At 47.3% G+C, this 24,336-nt stretch carries 15 protein-coding genes; 7 read left to right on the top strand and 8 right to left on the bottom strand.

The annotated features are described in order from the left end of the window. The first annotated feature begins 34 nt into the window (after window positions 1–34). Complete coding sequence (locus tag L5M37_RS14585; protein WP_263201009.1) at window positions 35–3,238, top strand: mechanosensitive ion channel domain-containing protein; 3,204 nt, start codon at window positions 35–37, stop codon at window positions 3,236–3,238. Between the two features lie 14 nt (window positions 3,239–3,252). Beyond that, entirely contained in the window at window positions 3,253–3,975 is a 723-nt protein-coding gene (locus L5M37_RS14580) for a glycerophosphodiester phosphodiesterase (protein WP_263200960.1), read from the top strand. Between the two features lie 20 nt (window positions 3,976–3,995). Here the strand turns inward: L5M37_RS14580 and L5M37_RS14575 are convergent, their stop codons facing one another. Next, a complete protein-coding gene (locus L5M37_RS14575) occupies window positions 3,996–4,331 on the bottom strand; it encodes a DUF3392 domain-containing protein (RefSeq protein WP_131523965.1) in 336 nt (111 codons plus the stop codon). A 92-nt stretch (window positions 4,332–4,423) separates the two neighbouring features. Between L5M37_RS14575 and L5M37_RS14570 the strand changes: the two genes are divergently transcribed. Further along, window positions 4,424–5,359, top strand: a complete 936-nt coding sequence (locus L5M37_RS14570; protein WP_131523964.1) for a D-2-hydroxyacid dehydrogenase — start codon at window positions 4,424–4,426, stop codon at window positions 5,357–5,359. 86 nt (window positions 5,360–5,445) lie between these two features. On the opposite strand, the gene L5M37_RS14565 is transcribed toward L5M37_RS14570, so the two are convergent. Next, complete coding sequence (locus L5M37_RS14565) at window positions 5,446–7,020, bottom strand: PAS domain-containing methyl-accepting chemotaxis protein (protein WP_263200958.1); 1,575 nt, start codon at window positions 7,018–7,020, stop codon at window positions 5,446–5,448. A gap of 261 nt (window positions 7,021–7,281) precedes the next feature. On the opposite strand from L5M37_RS14565, the gene L5M37_RS14560 reads away from it, so the two are divergent. Further along, complete coding sequence (locus L5M37_RS14560) at window positions 7,282–7,473, top strand: bacterioferritin-associated ferredoxin (protein WP_076498521.1); 192 nt, start codon at window positions 7,282–7,284, stop codon at window positions 7,471–7,473. 255 nt (window positions 7,474–7,728) lie between these two features. On the opposite strand, the gene L5M37_RS14555 is transcribed toward L5M37_RS14560, so the two are convergent. After that, window positions 7,729–8,385, bottom strand: coding sequence for a thiopurine S-methyltransferase (locus tag L5M37_RS14555; protein WP_263200956.1), 657 nt, complete (start codon window positions 8,383–8,385; stop codon window positions 7,729–7,731). Between the two features lie 102 nt (window positions 8,386–8,487). Next, entirely contained in the window at window positions 8,488–8,829 is a 342-nt protein-coding gene (locus tag L5M37_RS14550) for a hypothetical protein (protein ID WP_105250285.1), read from the bottom strand. A 249-nt stretch (window positions 8,830–9,078) separates the two neighbouring features. Here L5M37_RS14550 and L5M37_RS14545 point away from each other — a divergent pair, with 249 nt between their 5' ends. Next, window positions 9,079–10,887, top strand: coding sequence for a protein kinase domain-containing protein (locus tag L5M37_RS14545; protein WP_263200954.1), 1,809 nt, complete (start codon window positions 9,079–9,081; stop codon window positions 10,885–10,887). Window positions 10,888–10,907: 20 nt separating this feature from the next. On the opposite strand, the gene L5M37_RS14540 is transcribed toward L5M37_RS14545, so the two are convergent. The 3 genes from L5M37_RS14540 to L5M37_RS14530 form a co-directional block, all read right to left on the bottom strand. After that, complete coding sequence (locus L5M37_RS14540) at window positions 10,908–13,316, bottom strand: zinc-dependent metalloprotease (RefSeq protein ID WP_263200952.1); 2,409 nt, start codon at window positions 13,314–13,316, stop codon at window positions 10,908–10,910. Window positions 13,317–13,454: 138 nt separating this feature from the next. Then, on the bottom strand, window positions 13,455–17,171 hold the full coding sequence (locus L5M37_RS14535) for a response regulator (protein WP_173496262.1): 3,717 nt from the start codon (window positions 17,169–17,171) through the stop codon (window positions 13,455–13,457). Window positions 17,172–17,386: 215 nt separating this feature from the next. Continuing rightward, window positions 17,387–18,781: a PhoH family protein gene (locus L5M37_RS14530; protein WP_105250289.1), complete on the bottom strand. Its 1,395-nt coding sequence runs from the start codon at window positions 18,779–18,781 to the stop codon at window positions 17,387–17,389. A gap of 406 nt (window positions 18,782–19,187) precedes the next feature. On the opposite strand from L5M37_RS14530, the gene rapA reads away from it, so the two are divergent. Beyond that, window positions 19,188–22,094, top strand: coding sequence for an RNA polymerase-associated protein RapA (rapA, locus tag L5M37_RS14525; RefSeq protein WP_263200950.1), 2,907 nt, complete (start codon window positions 19,188–19,190; stop codon window positions 22,092–22,094). 223 nt (window positions 22,095–22,317) lie between these two features. Continuing rightward, window positions 22,318–23,220 carry an alpha/beta hydrolase family protein gene (locus tag L5M37_RS14520; RefSeq protein ID WP_263201008.1) on the top strand — a complete coding sequence of 301 codons (903 nt, stop codon included), beginning with the start codon at window positions 22,318–22,320 and terminating at the stop codon, window positions 23,218–23,220. A 35-nt stretch (window positions 23,221–23,255) separates the two neighbouring features. On the opposite strand, the gene L5M37_RS14515 is transcribed toward L5M37_RS14520, so the two are convergent. Continuing rightward, a complete protein-coding gene (locus L5M37_RS14515) occupies window positions 23,256–24,062 on the bottom strand; it encodes a crotonase/enoyl-CoA hydratase family protein (RefSeq protein ID WP_263200949.1) in 807 nt (268 codons plus the stop codon). Between the last annotated feature and the right edge of the window lie 274 nt (window positions 24,063–24,336).

Genomic DNA, 24,336 nt, shown 5'->3' with positions numbered 1-24,336 from the left:
GAGCGTCTTTCGCCCCTAAATGTCTTTAGCCTATATGCCACGTATTTTATTGTTCATTATTGCTTTTTTCACATTTTCCGCACTTGCCAATTCGCCTTTGCAGTTGGACAAACGTCTTGGCATGAACAAGCAAGATCAGCAACAAAATCTCAGCATTGACGAACAAATTAACGAACTAAAAATTAACATAGAAAAACTCGCCGCCAACGCAGCCAGTTTCCAACAAGCGCAGATTGATTTTGAACAACATAAGAAGCGCACTAACCAAGCACTGAAAGATGCCTATAAGCCTTTATCTCTGGAAAAAGGTACTGACCTCAGCCAGCAGGCTTCCATGGCCTATATTCGCTTGTCTGAACTTAAAGAAAGCGAATCCACCCTTGGCCGACAAGTTAACGATTTATTGCTACGTCACAATGACTTACCTACAGTTATCGCCAGCGCGAGGCAAACTGTCGCCCAAAACAAAAAAGCAGAACTCGCCCCGCTAGATACCCCTACGGGAGAGTTACAGCAAACTCAACGACTCTTCTTTGAACAAAGCCTTGCCACCGATGAAGCAGAACTTGCCAGCAGCCAAAAACGCATTGAACTGACGCAATTACAATTACAACTAGTCCGCCAACAACTGGTGCAGCAAGAAGCCTTGATCGAAACCATCAACAAGGCAATCAATAAACAACGTCAGCAACAAACGGATGCTACCCTAGCCAAAAACTTAGTTAATACCGAAAAAGTTATCGATCCTATCACCCGTAATATTGCCGACACCAACCAGATTTACGGCCAAAAGCTGCAAACGTTAACTCTGCAGATCAATAATGTGGTCGAACAGCAGGAACAGGCTGAAACCCAATATCAATCCCAAGCCAAACAACTGGCAAACATCCAAGAGCAGATCACTTGGGTCAAAATGAACTCCGCCTTTGGTGAGCGCTTTTTGCAGATGTTGCAATCACTGCCTAAACCACCGAATCACGAAAAACTGCAAACGCTGATCGCCGATGCGCGCTTAGACAGATACCATTTAGAGCAGCAACAAGCCCTCAATGAGCAAGAATTAGAACAACCCGGCTTATACAATGAGCAGCAGATTAAGCTCTTACACTCGCAACAGAGTTTGATCTCGCAGTTGATGCAAAGCTATGACCAATACTTAAGTGAATTAGGCAAGCTGAAGGTCAATTACCAACAACTGAGCCAACAGAATCTCACCCTCAAAAATACCCTTAACGAACATTTATTCTGGGTGCCTAACGCTGCAAGTATCAGTAAGTTATGGCTTACGGATCTTGAGCGCAGCACGGTTTGGCTTGTGCAACAAGCACAGTGGGATGAACTGGGAAAAGCCTGGGATGAACAAAACGATTATTGGTCTTGGTGGATCATATTGCTGGTACTGTGTTTAGTCGTACAAGACTTGATCACTCCTAAATTCAATCGCTTGCTAAATCATTACACTACTTATGTGGGCAATGTGACCCAAGATAAATTCATTTACACTCTCAAAGCGCTCGCCTGCAGTATCAGCTATGCGTTGATAAAACCTTTCCCAGTGATCATGGCGGGATTGATTTTCTATCATTCCGATCGCAATTTTGTGCAAGCAGTGGGTATGGGCATACTGGCGATTGGTTTAGTGTATCTCTTATATCGCTTCATCTTTATTCTGACGCTCGACAAAGGCGTACTCGTGGGCCATTTCAAACGCCCCTCGAAACTCATTCAAGCGGGACAATCACGGCTCAGACACTTTGTGCTGATTGCTAGTCCATTATTGGGCTTAATGGGCTTTACCGAAGTGCTCGACACCTCACTGGTGCGCAACAGCATAGGCCGTGGTGCCTTTATTGTTTTCTGTATCGTTTTATTCTTGTTATACAAAGACATCTTAATTCTTAGCCGTAAAAACTCGGATGCCAAGAAAGACGGTAAAAACAAAAAACTCATTCAGAAAATGCTCTGGACCTTACTGATTTCTGTGCCGCTTTTAAGCGCAGTGTTAGCCTTTAGGGGTTACTACTTCACCGCTTTCCAAATGCTGTTACAACTGCAATTATCGATCGTGCTGGGTCTGGGTTTCTTGCTCTTATACCAATTGATCAAACGATGGATGTTAATCGAACGCCGCCGTATCGCCTTCGATCGCGCGAAGGCAAAACGTGCCGAACGCTTAGCACAAAGGGAAAAAGGCGAAACGCATCACCCTTCCGTCGATGGACTCGATACCTACGAAGAACCCGTAGTCGATCTCGAAACCATTTCGAGCCAATCCCTTGGCTTAGTGCGTTCACTCTTGTTATTGGCCTTTTTAGCCAGTTTGATTGGTCTGTGGACTCAAACCCATACGGCGCTGTTTTCCTTCCTCGATGGCATTACGCTGTGGACGACCAATACCAGTGTGAATGGCTTAGAGCAACAATTACCCATTACCATGAAGTCACTGATGTTTGGGCTGATAGTGGTGGGTTTCTCGTTAATGATTGCCACCAATTTACCCGGCCTACTTGAGCTAATGATCCTGCAAAGGCTTGATCTCTCGCCTGGAACGGGTTTTGCGATCACAACCGTCAGTCGTTATCTGGTGGTTTTCCTCGGACTATTAATCGGCTTCTCTAATCTCGGGATGGAATGGTCTAAGTTACAATGGCTGATTGCCGCACTGTCGCTCGGTTTAGGTTTTGGTTTGCAAGAAATTTTCGCCAACTTTATCTCAGGTTTGATCATTTTGTTTGAGAAACCCGTGCGGATTGGCGACACAGTGACAATTCGTGATTTAACAGGGACAGTCAGTAAAATCCAAATTCGGGCGACCACCATTATTGACTGGGATAGAAAGGAAATTATCATTCCGAACAAAGCCTTTATCACAGAGCAGCTGATCAACTGGTCCTTGTCAGATCCTATTACTCGGGTCATTGTTTATGTGTCGGTGGCGCGGGATTCAGACCCTGCCAAAGTTGAAGCGACCCTGTATCAAGCGGTGCAAGAGTGTGAAGATGCACTTGCCAGCCCAGAACCTGAAGTCTGGTTTGCCGGATTTGGTAAACATACTCAAGATTATGAAGTGCGCGCCTATGCAAAAGATATGTCGGCACGTTGGCCACTGCGCCATGATTTACATAAACGAGTGACTAAAAAACTCAAAGAAAACAATCTCGAACTCGCCTATCCGCAGATGGAAATCCATATTAAGAATGGTCAAAGTCGAGAGCAACAAGGCATTATTAGAAGCTAATAGGATCGCAGACCATGCTTATTTTTGCTCACCGCGGCGCCAGCGGTTATCAGGCCGAAAATACCTTAGCCGCCATGGCTAAAGCGTTAGAATTGGGTGCGCAAGCCGTCGAACTCGATGTACATAATGTCGAAGGTGAGTTAGTCGTGTTTCACGACAGACGACTCGATAATAAAAGCTCGGGCACGGGCGTCATTCACTTAGTGAGCAATGACTATCTAGCAAGCATCAATGTGAAAGGTGAATCCATTCCGACGCTATGGCAAGTACTTGAGCTGATTGCGGGGCGCTGCATAGTCAATATAGAGTTAAAAGGCATTAATACCGTCACGCCGTTAATCGACTTATACCCAAAGGCTATGAGTCAGCTTGGGTTTACCAAGGAGCAGTTACTGATCTCTTCCTTTAATCATCCCTATCTGCATGAACTTAAACAGGTGTTGCCGGATGCGTTAGTCGCACCATTGCTTGCCAGTATTCCACTTGAAGGGGCTGCCGTGGTAAGCGAGCTGAATGCCTATTCATTGCATTTAGATGTGAGTTTTATCAGCCAAGCGCTAGTAGACGACGCCCATAACCGAGGTGCCAAGGTTTATGTTTATACTGTCGATAATATTGATGATATTCATGCACTTAAGCAGATAGGCGTCGATGGCGTGTTCAGCAATTACCCCGATCGCGCCATGCAAGCCTTAACTCAAAAGGCAATGGCCAATTACTCTGGCTACTTTGAGTAACGGCCAAAATAATAATGATATTAAGCTTGGCTATTTCGCTGAGCCCAATAACCGATAAAAATAAACATGGCCACAATTAACAGAAACATCCAATGGGATGGCATAGCCACTATGTGTCTTGCCACCCAAGGCGTGGCTTTCACGATCAATAGTCCATAGCCAAAGGCATTCACAATAATAAAAACAAATGTTCGCAGCACAAAAGAATGCCCCAACAAATGACGCCTTAAGATACGATTTACATCCGCTGAAAAAACCAAAATAAGACACACCACCATAGCGGTAGCAATATCGAAGGCCCAAGGGCGAAGCATATTACCTAACTGGGCAACAATGGCGACTAATTGATCAAACATAGACTTAACCTAAAAAGATGCAGCGCAATCCATCTGAGTGGCCGCGACAGCGTATTGAAAAATAACAATAACCAAGCATAAAGGGAGACGCCATGGGGCACAAGTTACTCTTGCTAACAAAGGCAAATCAACAGTACCGCGACTTGATTGAGGCGCAGAGTCTCCCTGATTTAACGTTACTCGACGATAATCCAGCGGGCATAATTGATGCAGATATTTGGTTAGCCGAACCGAAACTCGCCGCGCCCCTATTGCCCCATGCTAAAAATCTGCAATGGTTACAATCAAGCTTTGCTGGTATAGATGCTCTGATGAGTCCAAGGGGCAGAAAAGACTATCAACTCACCAATATTAAAGGCATTTTCGGCCCGCTGATGAGCGAGTATCTATTCGGCTATTTACTCGCGCATATCCGCGGCCATCGTTTTTATCGCCAGCAACAAGGACAAAAACAGTGGCTGATTCAACCCCAGCAGCGCCATTCAAGCCTACAGGGAATGCGATTACTCTTACTCGGTACAGGCTCAATTGCCCAGCATCTCGCGAAGACGGCAAAGCACTTTGGCATGCATGTCACAGGGATCAATCGAAGTGGTAATACCGTAGAAGGTTTTGATGCCATAGAAGCGATGGCCAATTTAGGCCAAGTGTTAACACAGGCCGATGTGGTTGCAAATCTACTGCCAAGCACTCCTGCAACGTACAATCTTCTCAATGCTGACATGTTAGCTATGTTAAAAGCTGATGCAGTGCTGTTTAATGTTGGCCGCGGTGATGCACTCGATCTCGATGTGCTAAATACCCAGCTTATCGCTAATCCTAGTCAGCAAGCGATCCTCGATGTATTTGCTCAGGAACCTTTGCCCAATAGCCATCCTATTTGGGAACGGGAAAATGTCGTGATCACGCCGCATATTTCGGCGCCAAGCCATCCTGCACAAATCGTCGATATCTTTAGCCAAAACTATCGCCGCTACATCATGGGTGAGCCACTGCAGAATCGAGTCGACTTTAGTAAAGGTTATTAGATCAAAGATAAGAAATTGAGTTAGAAATCAGTAAAAGAAAAGGCAATAGTCAGACTATTGCCTTTTTTATCTTAAATTTTAGTCAGTTAAATCCTAAAGCTGCGCTTTAAGAATTGCTCGACTAATACCGAGTGAGAATCCATCTCGCGAGTCACTTCGTCATTCAAGCCAACCATTTCACTGCCGAGTTGATGGCTAGAATGGGTAAATTGCGACACATTCACCACGCTGCGATTCATCTCATTTGCCACACTCGATTGCTCTTCTACCGCGCTGGCAATATGGTGCGTCATATCGGTAATGGTCGAAATGGCCTCACGAATCGTACGTAATGCCGTACCCGCTAAATCCGCCGTTGAAATACATTCGGAAGCGGCAACCACTCCTTGCTGCATACTGATAACAGCTTTATTCGTCCCCTGCTGTAACAGATTAATCATACTGTGGATTTCTTTGGTGGCATCGTGAGTACGTTGTGCCAGTGCCCGTACTTCGTCAGCAACGACAGCGAAGCCACGACCTTGCTCACCCGCTCGAGCCGCTTCAATTGCCGCATTCAATGCCAGTAAATTCGTCTGCCCCGCAATACTCTGAATCACATCGAGCACTGTGCCAATATCTTTACTGTGGGCTTCTAACTCAGTAATCACTTTTGACGTTTGTTGCAGTTGCTCCGCCATAGCTTGAATCGAGCGAATAGTACTCGACACCGTTTTATCACCATTGATAGTTTCAGCGGATGCCATTTGCGTGGCACTCGCCGCATCGGCACAATTGGAGGACATATCGCCTAATGTGGCGGTCATTTCCTGCATAGCTGTAGCAACTTGTTCTATTTCAGACAGTTGAGCCTGACTGGTACTCTGGATTTGTTTGCCCTTGGCGGCAGATATTTTGGCCTGTTCTGACACGTTATAACAGGAATCCGATGCACGCCCAAGAATCGACTTAAGCTCTGAATTCTGCATTTGCAGTGCTAAATCAATCGCGCCAAGATCGTCACAGTTACCACTATAGATATGGGCCATCAGCGGATTATCGTAGATATGCTTCGCCTTAGCCACTATCGCGTAATAGCGACTCAGCACCAGAATGCCGCCCACCAGCAATACTAGGAGACTTATCGCTAGGGCAATAAAGCCCATTAAGCCAATTTGCAGAGCAAGGTAAAGCATAGGTAGCATGGCAACCAATGCGAGTAACAGCAATTTAACTGGCATATCCAAGGTACGTTTTAACGCACTAACGCTGCCCTTTTTGTTCAACTCCGCATAGGCTATTTCTGCACGCTTAACCTGATCGCGTGTGGGTTTAGTGCGTACTGATTGAAACTCGACGACTTTGCCATTAACTGAAATCGGTGAGACATAGGCATCGACCCAATAGTGATCGCCATTGGCGCAGCGGTTTTTCACTATCCCTTTCCAAGGCTCGCCTTTTTTGATACATCGCCACAGATCTTCAAACGCTTGCGGAGGCATATCTGGATGACGCACCATGTTGTGGGGCTTGCCTAGCATGGCATCGAGGTCGTAACCGGCAACGGTACAGAAAGATTGATTGGCGTAAGTGATATGACTTTGAGTATCCGTAGTCGACAATAAAATCCAATCCGCTGGATAATCATATTCTCGCTGTGTAACTGGTAGATTAGTTCTCATGAAACCTTATGGATCTTTGATTAATTCTTCGTTATTCATCCATGAGTTATCCATCCGTGAGGCATCATCACCCTGACTCTGTATTCCTAAACCTACTTCTAAAACTGCCTAGCTTTTTAGTGCTAAAACACACCTAGCATAGACGATAAAACGTGCGCCATGTAACAAAAGCGTTAAAGTATGAAAATCACCCAAAAAACATGATTGCATTTGATAAGCGTTTTCATTTAGAATTAGCGCAATTCGATTGGAGACTAATATATGTACGTTTGTCTTTGCCATGCGATCACTGATACGCAAATTAAAAACGCAGTAAGCCAGGGCGATAGCTCGCTTGCTGACGTAAAAAAGCGCTTAGGTGTTGCCGATCAATGTGGTAAATGCGCCAGAATGGCAGTGCAGATCATTCAAAATCAACTAGAACTTGAGCCTAATTATTACGAAGTCGCATAGAATTCATCACGAATAGCGTGGTAAAGGGTATCTCACTCACGAACAAACTTCCGACAAGTTAAAACCACGCTGACTCAAGCAAACTTAGTCCCAAAATCCAGCGGCAACAAAGTCTTCTATCTGTCAATTCACCTTTAAATAGCCTTGCCAGCCTAATCTTTAGATATGATGTTTTAATGACAAGCCCCACTGAACTCCAAGCTCGAAAGCCGCGAATAATTCAATAGGGTTACAGATCCAACTTCCGAGTCAAGCCTACTTACGTTTCAACAAATAGGCCGCTTCATTAAGCCAAGGCACTGCTTTCTTAATAAAACGTGGATTCTCGGCCAACACATCTTGCGACGCTAATACTTCAATATCAAAATCCTCACTCAGATGCAGCTCTACCCAAGTAGGGGATACAGCAAAAGGCGGGCCGATAAGGGATTCTTGCGGATAATCTAAAGTCACTAATAAACCTACACTACCGCTAGGTAATAAGCTCGCTAACTGCTTGGCATATTGTGCACGCATACTTTCTGGCCAAGCGATCAACGCGGCGCGATCGTAAAAAGCCGTCACCGCTTGGGTGATAGTCTTAGGTAGGGTGAAAATATCGCCTTGATACAAGCTGATCTGTTCGGTTTGATGATGCTGGTGTTCACCCACGGCCGTTTTCGTCATCTCGAGTTGGTTATCGCTAAAAAATTGCTGTACAGCCAATTCATTCAACTCACACCCTATGACCTGATGCCCCTGTTCTGCGAGGAAACACATGTCTAGCGACTTACCACATAAGGGCACAAAAACCTTGGTATCTGCGGGTAATGCAAGCTGCTGCCAATACTTAACGAGGAAAGGATTGATGTCTTGCTGATGAAAACCTATCTGTTGCTGCTGCCACTTTTCATGCCAAAAACCGGGTTCCATGGGTTTATCTCTATTCGCTAATGTTGTCCTTACTCTAATGACATTTTAAAGTGGATGCAAAGCCTCCTGCCATTCGGCAAACTCAGCAATGTAAAGACTAACTTACTGATCTAACGTGGCTTGCACTTTACGCAGCCAAACACAGTTATCGCATTGGCATTGACGGCGTGATAAATGATGTGGGCTTAAAGATGAGTCGATAAAGTCCACGGCGATCAACAACTGCTGTTTTAACTCGGCTATCGATTTTTCGTTCACGGCCACCAGCTCGTCATTCTGGTTCATCCAGATACATTCCATGCCCTGATGACACGTTAAACATTGCTCGTCTCTATCATTAAAAAATACCGCATGCGGGCAATGGGTCACTTCCATTGACTGTAAAATACGCTTACGCGGATATTCCAAAAGTTCGATCAACAAGGCTTTATATTGGGTGGGCATACGCCCTCCTTAGCTGCACTTTGTCTGTGGGTTAATTAACAAAAATTGATTCCATCTAATGCTCCAAAGATTACCTATAGTCGCGAGGATTTAATTTGATGTAAGTCAAAGTCAGTGACGAAATGATCGTATAGGTAAGCCGCGCCTGACGCTGATCATCAATGCCATTCAAAATACTAAAATAAAGCCACCCGCTATTTGATTATCTCCCCCGCTTACTGGTTAAATGAACAAAACAAGGAGCACAATTTGCAAACACCGCAGCTGCAGCATTTTTATATTTCTGAAGAGCAATCCATTTACTTGCTCAAAGCCAATGATGCCCGTAAACACAAGGCGTGGATCCGCCTCTGTAAACAACAGCTGAGCAAATTAGGTTATACCGATATCGAATTGGTCGGCAAAGGCGCCTACGGTTTCGTGTTTGCGGGTATCAATCAAGCTGGCGATGCCCATGTGTTTAAGTTTTCACGGATTAATCTGCCACAACACATTCAAGATCGGCTCGAAGAAGAAGCCTTTATGCTCTCCTTACTCAAGCATCCCAATGTGCCGGGGGCGATCAAATTTGAGCGAGTAGGTAAACAAGGCATACTCGTGATGGAACGAGCAAAAGGGGAAGATCTCGACCAACTTTGCCGCCGCATGGGCGCCCTACCGACCGCTATGGTCATGAGCATCGCCCGCCAACTCGCCGATATCTTGTATTACCTGCGCACGGGCAAGCCTTTAGTGCACGGCGATATCAAACCTTCAAATCTGGTTTACGATATTGAACAACAACACTTATCGTTAATCGATTGGGGCTCAGCGGTATTTGCGCAGCGGGATGAACATAACAAACCCGTCGAAGACAATGTGATGGCGTTAATGTCTAGCGATCAACAACATACCAACGCCCGCATGGGTGATGTGTACTTTATCGGCGAAGAGCAACTCAATGGAGCACTCTCCAGCCCGCGCTTTGACGAGCAAGGAGTTGCCGCGACTCTGTATGCCCTCGCCTCTGGGCAAGCAAGCCGCTTCGGTGCACAGGTGATCTCGCCCACCAGCATTGGCTTACCGATAGAATTAGCCCGTACCTTAGAGGGCATGCTCAGCACAGATCCTGAGCAGCGTAATATCGCCGGCGATTATTTTTTAAAAAGTATGCGCCACAGCCACAGACTGCACTTACCTGAACTGCCCAAAGCTGATTTACAGGGTGAAATTCCTGTTTGGGTACAATCCCGCGACAAAGATGTTGAAACCGTCAGCTACAGTTCGCGTAAATCCTTTTTAAAGGAACACAACGCCCAAGATCCCATCGCTAAGATGGATGATATTCAGCTCGAAAAATATTACCGCAACTTCCTCGCGGGCATGGGTGATACCGAAAAAGGCTTTATCGCCGCAGTGGGTCGTTTAGCGCAATATCCGATCGTGGGTGGTCTGGCTATTCATTGGCAGGAAACCGGCGTGTTTATCGACTCCAATCTTGCGATTTACGATGCAAAACAAAAAAGTGCGTTAATCATTGCAGTCAACAATATGGTGGATCTCGCGCGGGGAATTAAACGTATAGGGGTGTTTAAGGCCTGTTTCTTTAACGCCAAAGACACACTGCATATCGAACGAGCTGACACCAGCGAGCCTTTTGTCGCCAGTGCCGCACTGCAGTTGCCCTTCGAAGTCGGTGACGTACCCACCTTAGAAGATAAGTCGCGGTTACATTCTTATTTTGAAGACGGTAAAGATCCCGATGAGAACCTCGAATTGCCGGTGGAGATCATGGAGGAATTAGCCCGCATCAACCAAATTCACCACACAGGCTGCATCATTTTTGAGGCGCTGCCGAATCACTTAAAAATTCACAGTTACTTGAAGCTGCTCAATCCGCGTAAGCAAGCGGCGTTTCGCGCAAGTCTCGATCGCATCTTGCATCATGTCGGAAAAATCCAAGGTCACGGCGTATCGGGCTTTATGAAACTGCCCTACAAAAACACCCGCCGCTTTACTCATCTAGAGCGTAAAGCTGATCACTTTTATCCGAAAAATCCAAAAGAAATAGGCGCCTAATGGCACCTATGTTCATCGGGTTAAATCGGTGATCCAGGCGGTAAGGTTAACGGCTTAGGAATAAGCTTAACCTTAGCATCGGTCAAACCTGCAGCAAGACCCTGTTGCAACCAAGTATAGTGCGCCGCAAGACTCACATTCGCTCGATTCGACTTCGCTTTCAATTGCTTAATCACAAACTGAGCGCGATCGTTGATCGCTGCCCTCACTTCTGGTGAGGTTTGAGGATCGTGCAGCGTTGCCAGCACTTCATCAATCACCACAGCGTTCACTCGCATCCATACGCCTTCGACCAGCGCGAGCTTATCCTCTTGATACAAGGTCGCCGCAAATAACTTATCCAGTAATGTCGTCACCGATAACTGCTCACTATCTGCCATGGATGCTTGGCTGATACGATTCAAGCGTTTAGGCATCAATAACAAGCTAACAGTATGACGGCTAAACACTTCAGCCATACCGAGAGGATCGTTAATTGCACCTAGACCTGAGTCGAAGGATTCCCGCGTAGCATGATAATTCCCCGCCTTTGGCACTAAACTGTCGAGCAAGGATTGCGGCACAGTTAAACTCGCCGCATCGAGCGTGTTAAGTAGCGCGTCTAAGCCCGTTAACTGCAACTGCGGCGCAATATAGCTCCAGCGGCTGCCTTCACCGATAGATTGATAGTTATAGTCAGTGCCACCAATAAACTTCGCGACCGCATCGATTTGATAACGCGTCAGTAAATAAATTGGCGCAAAGGCATCGGCTAGCTCGCCCAATGGCTCATTGGGTAACAAGGCCGCACTGGAGAAATCCGCAATCGCCTTAGTGCGAATTTTATTTAACTTACCCAGCTGATCGATCGGATCGTCACCACTATCCCACAAACTGGCATAGGCCTGACTCCCATCCTTTTGGCGAGAATCGGCCTCACCAATATAGCGTAAGCCACGTTTCGCCACATCGGCCAGCAAGTCGACTTGCAGTGCTTGTTGGGTACGGGCATCACCTTGATCGCTATAACCATAGGCGATAGTAAAATCATCCCAAGGGCCAACACCTGTAGTGTAAGGTGCTGAAATATCAATATCATTGCCCTTTAGCTGGATTTTCGGATGGGGATAATCCATCACAGAGGAATCCTGATTAGTCGAAGCGGCAAAGTTATGATCTAACCCTAAGGTATGGCCGACTTCATGGGCGGCCAGTTGGCGAATACGCGCGAGCGACAAGGCTGTCGCCGCTTTCTCGGCCGCCACTCTATCCTGCCAGCCTGCGGTTAAGCCTTTAACAATCAAGTAATCCTGACGCACACGCAAACTGCCGAGCGTGACTTGACCCTTGATGATTTCTCCGGTGCGAGGATCGGTCAGTGCGGCGCCATAGGACCAACCCCGCGTCGCCCTGTGCACCCATTGGATCATGTTGTAGCGAATATCCTGCGGATCGGCATCTACAGGCAATAACTCAACTTTAAAGCCGTTGATAAATCCGGCGCGAGTAAAAGCCGTCTCCCACCAGCGCGCGCCATCGAGCAACGCCGACCGTATCGGCTCTGGCACACCGGGATCAAGATAATAAGTAATAGGTTTAACGACTTCGCTTGGCGCTGGGCCTGGATGCACTTTCTGTAAACGGTGGCGCAGGATAAAACGCTGCACTAAAGGTTGGTTAAAGGGCGTGGCATAATCGCGATACTCATCGGACAAATAACCGCTCATAGGATGATAAGCCCGCGGCTGGTAATCCGCATCGGGAAGCTCAACAAAGGAATAACGCATCCGCACCGACATTAAGGTGCCATCGGGTGTTACCTGTGCGACCTGCGCGCCAGCAACATCGCCTTTGAACGTCAGTTGCACATCCACATCGGCGTTTTTCTCAAAGGATTTAATCCCTTTGGGTAAGATGACAGAACGGCTCAAATCGAGCTGATAATTGCCCTGCTCTGTTTGTTGCAATACGGAAGACACCCCGTGTAAATCATTGAGCACCAGATCGTTGATCGCTACCAAATCTGGCTTGCCCTCAATCACTTTGCCTTGCCATAACACAGAATCGGCAAAGGCTTCTTCAACCGCTCTTTGCTCGGCGGCATCAGAGGTATTCGCACGATATTGAGTATTAAGTTGCTTAAGTAAAACATAGGGACCTTGGCGCTCAAACTGCACCATACGGGTCTGACCCAGTTGGCCGCGATCGAGGCCAATGTCGTTTGAGCCTACGCCCTGTGGCAGGCTAGTAACTAAGATAAAAGGTTGATTTAAACGATTGACCTCAAGATATAACTCTCCCTCAGACTCCTCGTAATAGAGATTAAGAAACCCTTTCGCCTCTTGGCCCTGCTTAATGATCTTGGCGCTAGGCGCGGCAGCCGCGACCGTAACGGTGGGAAATCCTAACAGCGCTATAAATAAGGCTAAGGCTACACTTTGGGGTTTCATCTTTCCTCCTGATTCGGCTGGCTGCGTTATTTACCTTATTAAGTCATTTATGTCATAAGCATCTTTGATGACTGCTTATCTCAAGCGATTGATTTAAAGTAAATAATGCGAGGCCATCACTGGCCCCGAGCAAATAAATTAACGATTCTGATGCTGGTTCTTGTGTTTGATCCAGTGATTTAATGTTTCAAATAATTCGTTGAGCACTATGGGTTTAGTGATGTGGGCATTCATCCCCGCCGCTAAACTCTTTTCCCTGTCGCCCGACATTGCATGGGCTGTCATGGCAATGATAGGCAGTTCATCGGCACTAAAACGCTCACGCAATGCCCTTGCGGCCGTTAACCCGTCCATCACTGGCATTTGAATATCCATCAACACAGCATCAAACGGCCGCGAGTCGATAGTATCCAGCGCTACTTGACCGTTGTCGGCCAGCACCACTTCGTAGCCAGCGCTCTTAAGGAGTTCGGTGGCCACTTGCTGGTTGATAAAGTTATCCTCCACCAGCAGCACTAAACCTGTGTGCTCCCCTTCCTCAACTTGAACTTCAACCATAGGCTGAACCACATTCAATCTCGGTTCATCGGCAAAGGCGGCAATGATCTCATCGAACAGACTCGATGCCTTAAACGGTTTTTGCAGTACAGCAAACACATTGGCACTATCGACTTCATGCTGTAAGGGCTCTGCTGCATAGGCCGTCATCATGATAATCACTGGTCGTTTCGCTAAACGGCCTTCGGCGACCATAGTATCTATGGCGCTGACCACATCGCTACCGTCCATTTCTGGCATCATCCAGTCGAGCAATAACAGATCGATTGGTGCCCGCGACAGTTTGTAAAGCGCTTCGGCGCCGCTGGCGGCAGTATCGACGTCGAAGTGGAAATCTCGCATCAAGGTCGAATAAATTTGCAGTGCCGTCGGGTTATCGTCAACGACTAAGGTGCGTAGACTATTGAGTTTTTCCGGCACGACCAAAGGCTCAATCTTAGCGGCTTCGGCAATTTCAAAACTGATGGTGAAGCTAAAGGTACTACCGACCCCAAGCTCACTCTGCACTTGCATCTTGCCGCCCATCATAGACACCAGATGCTTACTGATCGACAAACCTAAGCCAGTGCCGCCGTATTTACGGGTGGTCGAACCGTCGGCTTGGGCGAAGGCATCGAATAACTTATCCTGTTGATCTTTACCTATGCCGATCCCCGTATCGCGCACCCAGAACTTCAAGGTAATCCGATGATCCCGCTCGCCGACATCTTCACAGCCGAGCTCAATCTCGCCAGATTGGGTAAATTTCACCGCATTCGATAACAGGTTAATCAGCACTTGGCCTAAACGTAGCGGATCGCCCTTAAGAATGAGTCCCGCCGTCACAGGGGCATATAAGAGTAACTCGACGCCTTGTTCCTGTGCCTTAAGCGCATTGAGATCCAGAGCGTGATCGAGCACTTTATCCAGCGGGAATGGCACCCGCTCAAGCTCCAACTTACCCGCCTCAATTTTAGAGAAGTCGAGAATATCGTTGATGATCCTCAGCAGCGATTGTGCCGAGAAACCAGCTTTTTCGAGGTAATCTTTCTGCTGCGCCGTTAACGAGGTGCGCTGTGCCAACTGCAACATACCGATAATGGCGTTCATCGGCGTGCGGATCTCATGGCTCATGTTGGCCAAGAATTCACTCTTGTAGAGGTTAGCGAGTTCGGCGTCTTGCTTGGCTTCCAAAAGCGCCACTTCGTTACTCTTATGGCGGGTAATATCCTTATGGGTACCAAGCATACGTTTGGGCTGACCTTCGGCGGTGAACTCCACCACACGACCACGGGATAACACCCAGTGATAGCCGCCATTTTTACCTAACATACGGAATTCAATTTCGAAAGCACCGACGGGATCAGCAAGATACTGAGCACGGTATTCCTCGACGCGAATACGATCGTCGGGGTGGGATAATTCATCAATCGTTGATACTAAAGCTGGGAATTCATTGGTTTTATAACCCAACATAGAATAATAGGCTGGGTTACAAATAATCTGTTCAGAGTCTAAATACCAGTCCCACAGGCCATCTTCCACCGCATCCATGGCTAAGTGATAACGCTCTTCGGACAGGCGTAATTGTTCGGCGGATTCGTATTCCCGCGTCACATCACGCCACACGGCAATCAATCCCTGCAGTTCGCCGCGGCGATTGTAGAAAGGCAGTTTGAGGGTATCAAGCAGCACAGGTTTACCCGCAAGCTCGACCTTTTCTTGGTAGCGCAGCGGCGTGCGATCTTTTAAGACTTGTTCGTCTTCGGCGCGGATACGTATGCCCATTTCAGGCGAGGTCAGATCCTCAGATGATAAACCTATCATCTCGCTCTCTGTGTAACCCAGCATGCGTTCAGCCGCCTTGTTACAACCTAAATAGTTGCCTTCTTTATCTTTAAAGACAATCGCTTCAGGAATCGAGTCAAGCAGGGATCGCAGTAGCGCATATTCGCGCTCACGCCGCTCTGTGGTGTCTTTTAAGCGTTCAGTACGCCGCGCCACTAGCTTATCGAGCCGCTTATTCTGCTCAGCCAGATGGTGGGTATATTGTTTGTTTTCCTCAAAGATCCGACTGACCAACAAGAACCAAGGCTCCCAGCCACGGGTGATTTTCTCCGGTGGTTTACGTGGCTCTTGTGAGCAACCTTCAAGGTGCGACAGTAATCGCGAGGCTGGACTCACAAAAGATCGACGCGTCTGCCAATGCACTATGGTCACCAACACCGACAGGGCGATAACCACTAAAATAAAGGTCAGCTGCAGTTTTTCCCACGAGTCTTGGAATAGGTCGTCTTCATCCTGCAAATACAGTAAACGCCAAGGCGCGTTATGCAGGGCAACCGAATGGATGTAATAGCCGTTACGTATGATACCGTCGTGGGCATCGAACAATTCCGACTCAGGTAAAGAATGCAGCTCAGAGGGAATACGTTGGCTGATGTGATAGACCCGATTGATATCTGAGCTATCAAAATCGCTGTGGGATAAAATATTGTTCTGTTGGTCGAGCAAAATCACTGTGCCCGGCATCTTAAAGTAAACCCGAATTTGCCGCGCTAACGAGGCAAGCGTCATGTCTAAGTTGATTGAGCCAATGAACTCATCATCCAAATAAATGGGCACACCTAAAGTGGTCAATAAGCCTTTGCCCGTGGAGTCAACATAGGCTTCACTCCAAAATACACTGCGCTGCGGGTTCATTGCTGGGGTGGCGTATTGGAACTGTTTCTTGTTGAGTAATTCGTCCCTAAAACGTTGATCGTCATTCGACCAAGGGAAATAGGACATGATCCTACGTTTCGACAGGTAATAAATCGCCGAGGCTTTCGGGGCGGCTTCTTTGGCGACGGGGAATGACAGTGACAGCTCAAACAACATCTCAAGCTCTTGATAGAACTTGTCATCGCGGCCGTCGAGAGAACCCGCACCAGTAATCCTCCCCATGTTGGTAAAAGGCTCACCGCTCTGGGCGTAGCTAGGTTCTAAGGTAAAATACTGGCCGCTTTCGTTGAATTTACCGTATTGGGGTAAGCGTTCTTTACGCACGAGTTCGCCCAAACGTAAATGATCCACAGCAACGTTGCGTAAGCTTTTTACCGCTCTAATGCTCGACTCAAGTAGCAAATCGATTTGCAATACATGGCGCTGAACCTGCTCTTCACGCTGCTCCATCTGCTGTGCTTTTTGGCGGTCGAAGAACATCCATGCGGTCAACAAAGACATGACGATAACGCCGATGTACGTATAAAAAACGGCACGGTTGTAGTTCTTCTGGATCGGCGATTTTAGTTGGAGATCCGGCTCACTCGATTTCATCCACTACCCTTGATTGCAGCGCTTAATTTCAGCCTACGGCGGCAAAAACTATGAGCTCCATATAGTAGCAGGAAGGAACTGCCAATCACATAAAATAATTGTCAGATAAAGCCTACTCATACCACTGATAAGTCGATTAAAAATCTACTACTCCATAAAATTAAGGCCTCCATATCTGAGGCCTTAGTCATTACCCTAAATTAAACCGACCTGCTTTACAGATGCTCTTCAGCGTATTCCGCTAAGCGTGAACGCACCACACCATTCAGATACACGTTGGCACTGCCTTCAAAGTCCTTAAAACGTTCGACAATATAGGTTAAACCTGAGGTAACAGCAGTTAAGTAATTAGAGTCGATTTGCGCTAAGTTACCGCAACAAATCAGTTTTGTGCCTTCGCCCATACGGGTGATCATGGTTTTGATCTGCGAGGCAGTGAGGTTTTGGCATTCATCTAATAGCACTATGGAGTTTTGGATCGACCGCCCGCGCATAAAGTTTATCGACTTAAACTGAATGTTAGCCTTCTCCATGATGTAGTTCATGCTGCCCGTGGGATTCACATCATTCTTATGCAGTACTTCGAGCGTATCGGTAATCGCGGCCAGCCACGGCATCATCTTCTCCTCTTCCGTGCCGGGCAAGAAGCCGATAGATTCGGCGATTTCAGGGGTGTTTCGGGTGACAATCACTTTGTCGTAGCGATTACGCTCGACCACCAGTTCCAACGCCGCCGCCATGGCGAGCAAGGTTTTACCGCAACCCGCAGGGCCGGTTAAGATAACCAGATCGATATCGGGATCGAGCAGCGCCTGCAATGCCATGCCTTGATAGACGTTTTTAGGTTTAACACCCCATGCCTCGAGGTTTTTCACCCGCTCACGGCCTAAATCTAAAATATGTAAATGGGTGTCTGTGCGCTCGATAACACGACCGCAAAAATCAGACTCTGTGTCGATAAGATATTGGTTGATATAAAAATTATCATTTTCGAGGTCTTTGAGCGGTACTTCATGCACTGTATGTCTACCGTGGCGCTCGGTGGAGACCTTGTTCAAGTGCTCCCAAAAATTACCTTCAAACTGGTAAAAGCCTTTACTGAGGAAGCGGATATCATCAATCAACTGGTCAGTTCGATAATCCTCAACCAATTGAATACCTGCACCTTTGGCTTTAAGGCGCATATTGATATCTTTGGTGACTAAGACAACGGTACGGGGATGATGTAGGTTTTGTAGATGTAGCGCGGTATTGATAATGCGATTGTCGTTTCCATCTCCAGGCAGTGCGCCTAAGGTAAAATCGACAAGGTGATCAGGGAAAATTGAGAGCGAACCGACGGCATCAGCATGACCCTCTCGGCTGGGTAAAGGGACGCCATTGATAATCTGCTCAGGGGTAGTTTCACCGCCTAGGGTATCTTCCAATGCCCTGATAGCAACCCGAGCATCACGACTCACATCACTCTTTCGATCTTTAATCTGGTCCAACTCTTCTAGCACTGTCATCGGAATGACCACATCGTGCTCTTTAAACGAATAGATCGCCAAAGGTTCATGTAGTAACACATTGGTATCCAGTACAAACAACTTTCTGTCGTCTTGTTCCATGGCGCCTCCAGAGTGCTTCATTAAAGTTTAAACACACTTTTGAGTCTCAATAAAAGTTACACGGCTCCTATTACTGGCTAAGCATATGGCAAAGAATGATCATAAGGTTCAAGTTGATAGCACTTTACTCGCACTTAAACCTTAAGTTGATATTGGCACCAAACTCACGAGATAACAATACAGCAACCATTGTTTACCTTACAGACTCGAGGCAGTGTATAACCGCGGATGTGACATTAGCGTGACAATTTCATGTACTGGCTCGACAATTTTGTCACTTGTACAATTTGTAATCTAGCACTCTGGGAATTAGGCTCTAACGGGTGAGAGGGCGATTTAAATATCACGAGTATTGGTATAACATACGCGCCCTTTGTTAGAGTCCGCCTAGAAATGAGAATTTAAGATGCCGTTCGCCTTAGGTCAACGTTGGATAAGTGATACCGAGTCAGAGCTTGGTTTAGGAACTGTGGTTCAAGTAGAAGGCCGTATGGTCACTGTATTATTCCCTGCCACGGGTGAGAACCGCATGTTCTCCCGAGCAGAAGCCCCTCTGACACGCGTTATATACAATCCCGGCGATTCGGTTGAAAGCCATGAAGGCTGGAGCCTTGCGGTCAGTGAATTGACCGAGAAAGACGGGATAGTGATCTATCACGGCATTCACAGTGAGACAGGCGAGCAAGCTACCCTGCGTGAAACCCTGCTGAACCACAATATTCGTTTCAACAAACCCCAAGACCGTTTATTTGCTGGCCAAATCGATCGCCTCGACCGTTTTGGTGTGCGTTATCAATGCCAAATGTTGCGCCACAAACTGGCCTCATCGGATTTGCTTGGTCTGCAAGGTCCACGTGTTGGACTTATTCCACATCAAATGTGGATTGCCCATGAAGTCGGCCGTCGCTATGCGCCGCGTGTACTGTTAGCCGATGAAGTGGGTTTAGGTAAAACCATTGAAGCGGGTCTGATTATTCACCAACAACTGCTGACCGGCCGCGCCGAACGCATTCTGATTATCGTGCCCGATACTCTGCGCCATCAGTGGTTAGTGGAAATGCTGCGCCGCTTTAATCTGCGCTTTTCGGTATTCGATGAAGACCGTTGTGTAGAAGCCTATGCCGATCACGACAATCCTTTCTACACAGAACAGTTAGTGATTTGTTCACTCGAATTACTGCGTAAGAAAAAACGTCTTGATCAAGCCCTAGATGCCGATTGGGATCTGTTAGTCGTTGACGAAGCGCACCACTTAGAATGGACCGAAGAAGCGCCAAGCCGCGCCTATCAAGTGGTTGAAGCATTAAGCGAAGTCATCCCAGGCGTTTTGCTGTTAACCGCAACGCCGGATCAACTTGGCCATGAAAGTCACTTCGCCCGTTTGCGTCTGCTCGATCCGGATCGTTTCTACGATTACGATGCTTTCTTAGCTGAAGAAGACAGTTATAAAGACGTCGCCATTGCCGCCGAAGCCTTAGCTGGCAACGCTAAATTACCCGATGCCGCCATCAACAGCTTGACCGAATTACTGAGCGAGAAAGATATCAGCCCAAGTATTCGTTTAATCCAAGCCGACGGTATTGATGCCGAAGTACAACAGGCCGCCCGTAGCGAATTACTGCAAGAATTACTTGACCGTCACGGTACTGGCCGCGTGTTATACCGAAACAGCCGCGCCTCGGTAAAAGGCTTTCCAAAGCGTTTCTTTAACGCTTATCCCCATGCCATGCCAGATCAATATCAAACTGCCGCACGCGTCAGCGGCATGATGGGCGGACACAAGTCATTAGAGGCGAAAGCGGCGCAAGCCCTAAGCCCTGAAAAACTGTATCAAGAATTTGAAGATAACAGCGCCAGTTGGTGGAAGTTCGATCCCCGTGTGGATTGGTTAATCGAGTTCTTAAAATCCCACCGTAGCAAAAAAGTGCTGATCATCGCCAGCCAAGCGGAAACGGCCCTGAGCTTAGAAGAAGCCCTGCGCACCCGCGAAGGGATTCAAGCAACGGTATTCCACGAAGGCATGTCGATTATCGAGCGCGATAAAGCCGGCGCTTACTTTGCCCAAGAGGAAGGCGGCGCACAGGCGCTGATCTGCTCTGAAATTGGTTCTGAAGGCCGTAACTTCCAGTTTGCCAGCCACTTAGTGCTGTTTGATCTGCCACTAAACCCCGATCTATTGGAACAGCGAATCGGTCGTTTAGACCGTATCGGCCAGAAAAATGATATCCAAATTCACTTGCCATACCTTGAAGATACCGCCCAAGAACGTTTGATGCAGTGGTATCACCAAGGGCTAAATGCCTTTGAACTCACTTGCCCGAGTGGCCATGTGCTTTACAGTGAATTTGCCGAAGATCTGCTAAACGTGCTTGTGGGTGATGACAGCGATGAGCTGACAAACCTGCTCAACCACACCCAGAGCCGTTATAAAGAACTCAAGCACGCCATGGAACAAGGCCGCGACAAGCTGCTGGAAATCAACTCACACGGCGGCGAGAAGGCACAGGCTATCGTACAACGCCTCGCCCAGAATGATGGTGATACCCATTTGATCGGTTCAGTGATCCGTCTGTGGGATATTATCGGCGTCGATCAAGAAGATAAAGGTGAAAACTCGATTATTCTACGCCCGAGTGAGCACATGATGTACCCAACTTACCCTGGCTTGCCTGAAGATGGCGTGACGGTAACCTTTGATCGTGACACAGCGTTATCACGCGATGATATTGCGCTGATCACTCAAGAACATCCACTGGTGCAAACGGGGCTAGATCTGATCACAGGTTCTGAAACCGGCACCACCAGCGTTGCCATTCTGAAGAATAAAGCCCTGCCAGCTGGCACCTTATTCTTAGAACTCATCTACATGGCCGATGCTTCTGCACCTAAGTCGAGCCAGTTGTACCGTTATTTACCACCAACACCGATCCGCGTGTTGCTGGATAAAAACGGGAACGATCTGTCGGCTAAAGTGGATTACGCCAGTTTCGATAAACAACTGAGCGCGGTGAATCGTCATATTGGCGGCAAGTTAGTCACCGCATCTCAGCCAATTCTGCATCCGTTATTTGCTAAGGGTGAGGAATATGCTCAAGTGGTTGTGGATGAAATGGTTGCCCAAGCCAGAGAGAAAATGACTCAACAACTGAGCACAGAGCTTGATCGTTTAGAGTCACTTAAGGCGGTGAACCCCAATATCCGTGAGGAAGAATTGGAGTACCTGCGCAATCAGATGCAAGAGTTAAACACTTATCTGGATGCCAGCCAGTTACAACTCGATGCGATCCGCATGGTGCTCGTCAGCCACGTATAGATCCAAGCGGAACAGCAGGTTTCCATCAATTAGCCCAGCCTCAGCGTTGGGCTTTTTTATGCCCTGTGGCTTTCGATTCAAAGTGGCCTTTTATTACAAGTGACTTTTTATACTAAATGACAGGTGCAATTCTTTGGCGAGGAAAATTCACTTTTTGGTAATTGTTCAGGTTATACTCAAACACTGATGAATTTATGAGACTACACAGGTGGTTATCAATTCTATGCCGCGCATTCTTTCACTCCTCTTTTGCCTCATTCTCGGCATCACAACCATCGCTACCTACGCGGCAGACACGACAACAACTCCGCCAACATCCGCGCCAGCCGAAATCAGTGCCAAAAAGTCGAATCACAGCTATCTACCCACAAATGAAATTAAACAAATCACGATTGATAATCAGCCCTACGATTTGTTAGTGCGACCATGGGAAGGTAAAAAGAAACTTGGTGCGGCGATAATCCTGCCCGCCACCAATGGTACCGCAGACGCGCCTGGATTGATGGCGTTTGTACGCCGCAATATCAATCCTGCCGGTTGGGCTAGCTTAAGTTTAACTCCGCCAACTGAAATGCCCACAGCTAACTTTGCTACCGCCGCTACTGAAGTGACCTCGCCTGGCGCCGCGCAATTAAGCTCACCGTCCAACAAACCAAGCCCTAAAATCAAGCCCGAAGATAACAGCAAGCACCAGCAAGAGCAGGAAGATTTTCTCGTCAAAAGCATGTCGCAGTTAGATACCGTCGGTGCAGATTATGCGGGAAAACGTATTTTGATCACCGCCGACCAAAGTGCAGGATTATTGATTAGCCTATTAAGCCAGAAGAAGATTGCCGATCCCGATGTGCTGATTGTCATCAATCCCTATCGAGAAGACGAACAGCGTAATCAAGCACTCGCGGAGCAACTGGCAAAACTTACGCTGCCCATTTTAGATATTCAATCGCCAGACGGTCACCCAGCCTCATTGGAGACGGCCGACAATCGCAAAAAACTCGCGGTGACCTTAGAAAGCCCTAACTATCGCCAAACTACCCTAGCGCTCAATTTAGATAACGAGAGCGCATGGCAGAATTGCTTAAATGCGATTAAAGGCTTTTCTGCCCGAATGAGCGGCGCGCAGTAAAAACGGCGATTCAAGCTAATTCAGACAAAATAGTATTACCAACCCGATTGGCGATCCCGATAGGGTTTCTGCGGATCTTTCAACTGACGCGTCGCCGCTATCTTGCTATTTTTGCCTAACAATAACCGAATCTGACTAATAGACTCGCAGCACAGCAGGCTACGAATAGAAGCAGTCCAACTGCGATTAATGCTAAGTTTGATGGCCGCAGCCGCATCCGGAGAGGTTTGTATCAGTTGCCGCGCCAATTGCTCAGCAGCTTCCATGGGCGTCTCACTCACTTGTGTCACGAGTCCTAAGGCCAGCGCTTCATGACTCTCAAGCACTTTTGCCGTCAGGCTAAGTAACATGGCTTGATCCTTAGGCATAATTTGCCTTAATGCGACTAAACCCGCCATATCTGGCACAAGTCCCCATTTCGCTTCCATGATAGATAACTTACTGTCGTGGCTAGCAATACGCACATCTGCGCCTAAAGCGATCTGCATACCGCCGCCATAGCAACAGCCCTCAAGCACGGCAATCACTGGCACAGGCAAGGTTTGCCAACCTAGTGACACCCGCTGTGCCAAATTCGCATTCCCCGGTAAACCCTTAAACAGTAACTTAACTGCCTGCATCGGTGCCGACATGACGCTTTTAACATCAAGCCCTGAGCTAAAATGCCCACCCGCTCCAGAGAGGATCACGGCTCGCACCGCACGATTGGATTTAATACTTTTAATCGCACAGTCAAGCTCACTAAACATTAAATAGTTAATAGCATTCATTTTTTCAGGACGATTAAGCAACACGTAGGCGATGCCATCATCGATTTTAACTTGCACACTTTGGCCACTCATGAAATATTCCGTTACTGGTCAGTCCAGAATAAATGTTAACACGTTTGGCATAATTCACTAAAAGATATAACATGAGCCTGTTTTTTGACTTAAGTCAAAATATTGCCAATTCCATCATGGATTGAAGGCAACTTATGTTAGGCTGTCATCACTACGTGCAGTAATCCTAATGTATTTTTCGATTAGATAGCCTTAGCAAGCTCAATAATTAAGCGTATTTAACCGCTAGCTATTTAACTACTAATAATCGACACCAGTATCGCAATGCTACCTG

This window comes from Shewanella sp. SM69 (genome assembly GCF_025653985.1).
GTDB lineage: Bacteria > Pseudomonadota > Gammaproteobacteria > Enterobacterales > Shewanellaceae > Shewanella > Shewanella oncorhynchi.
Note: the sequence above shows the minus strand (reverse complement) of the source record. Positions and strands in the feature narration are given on the sequence as shown.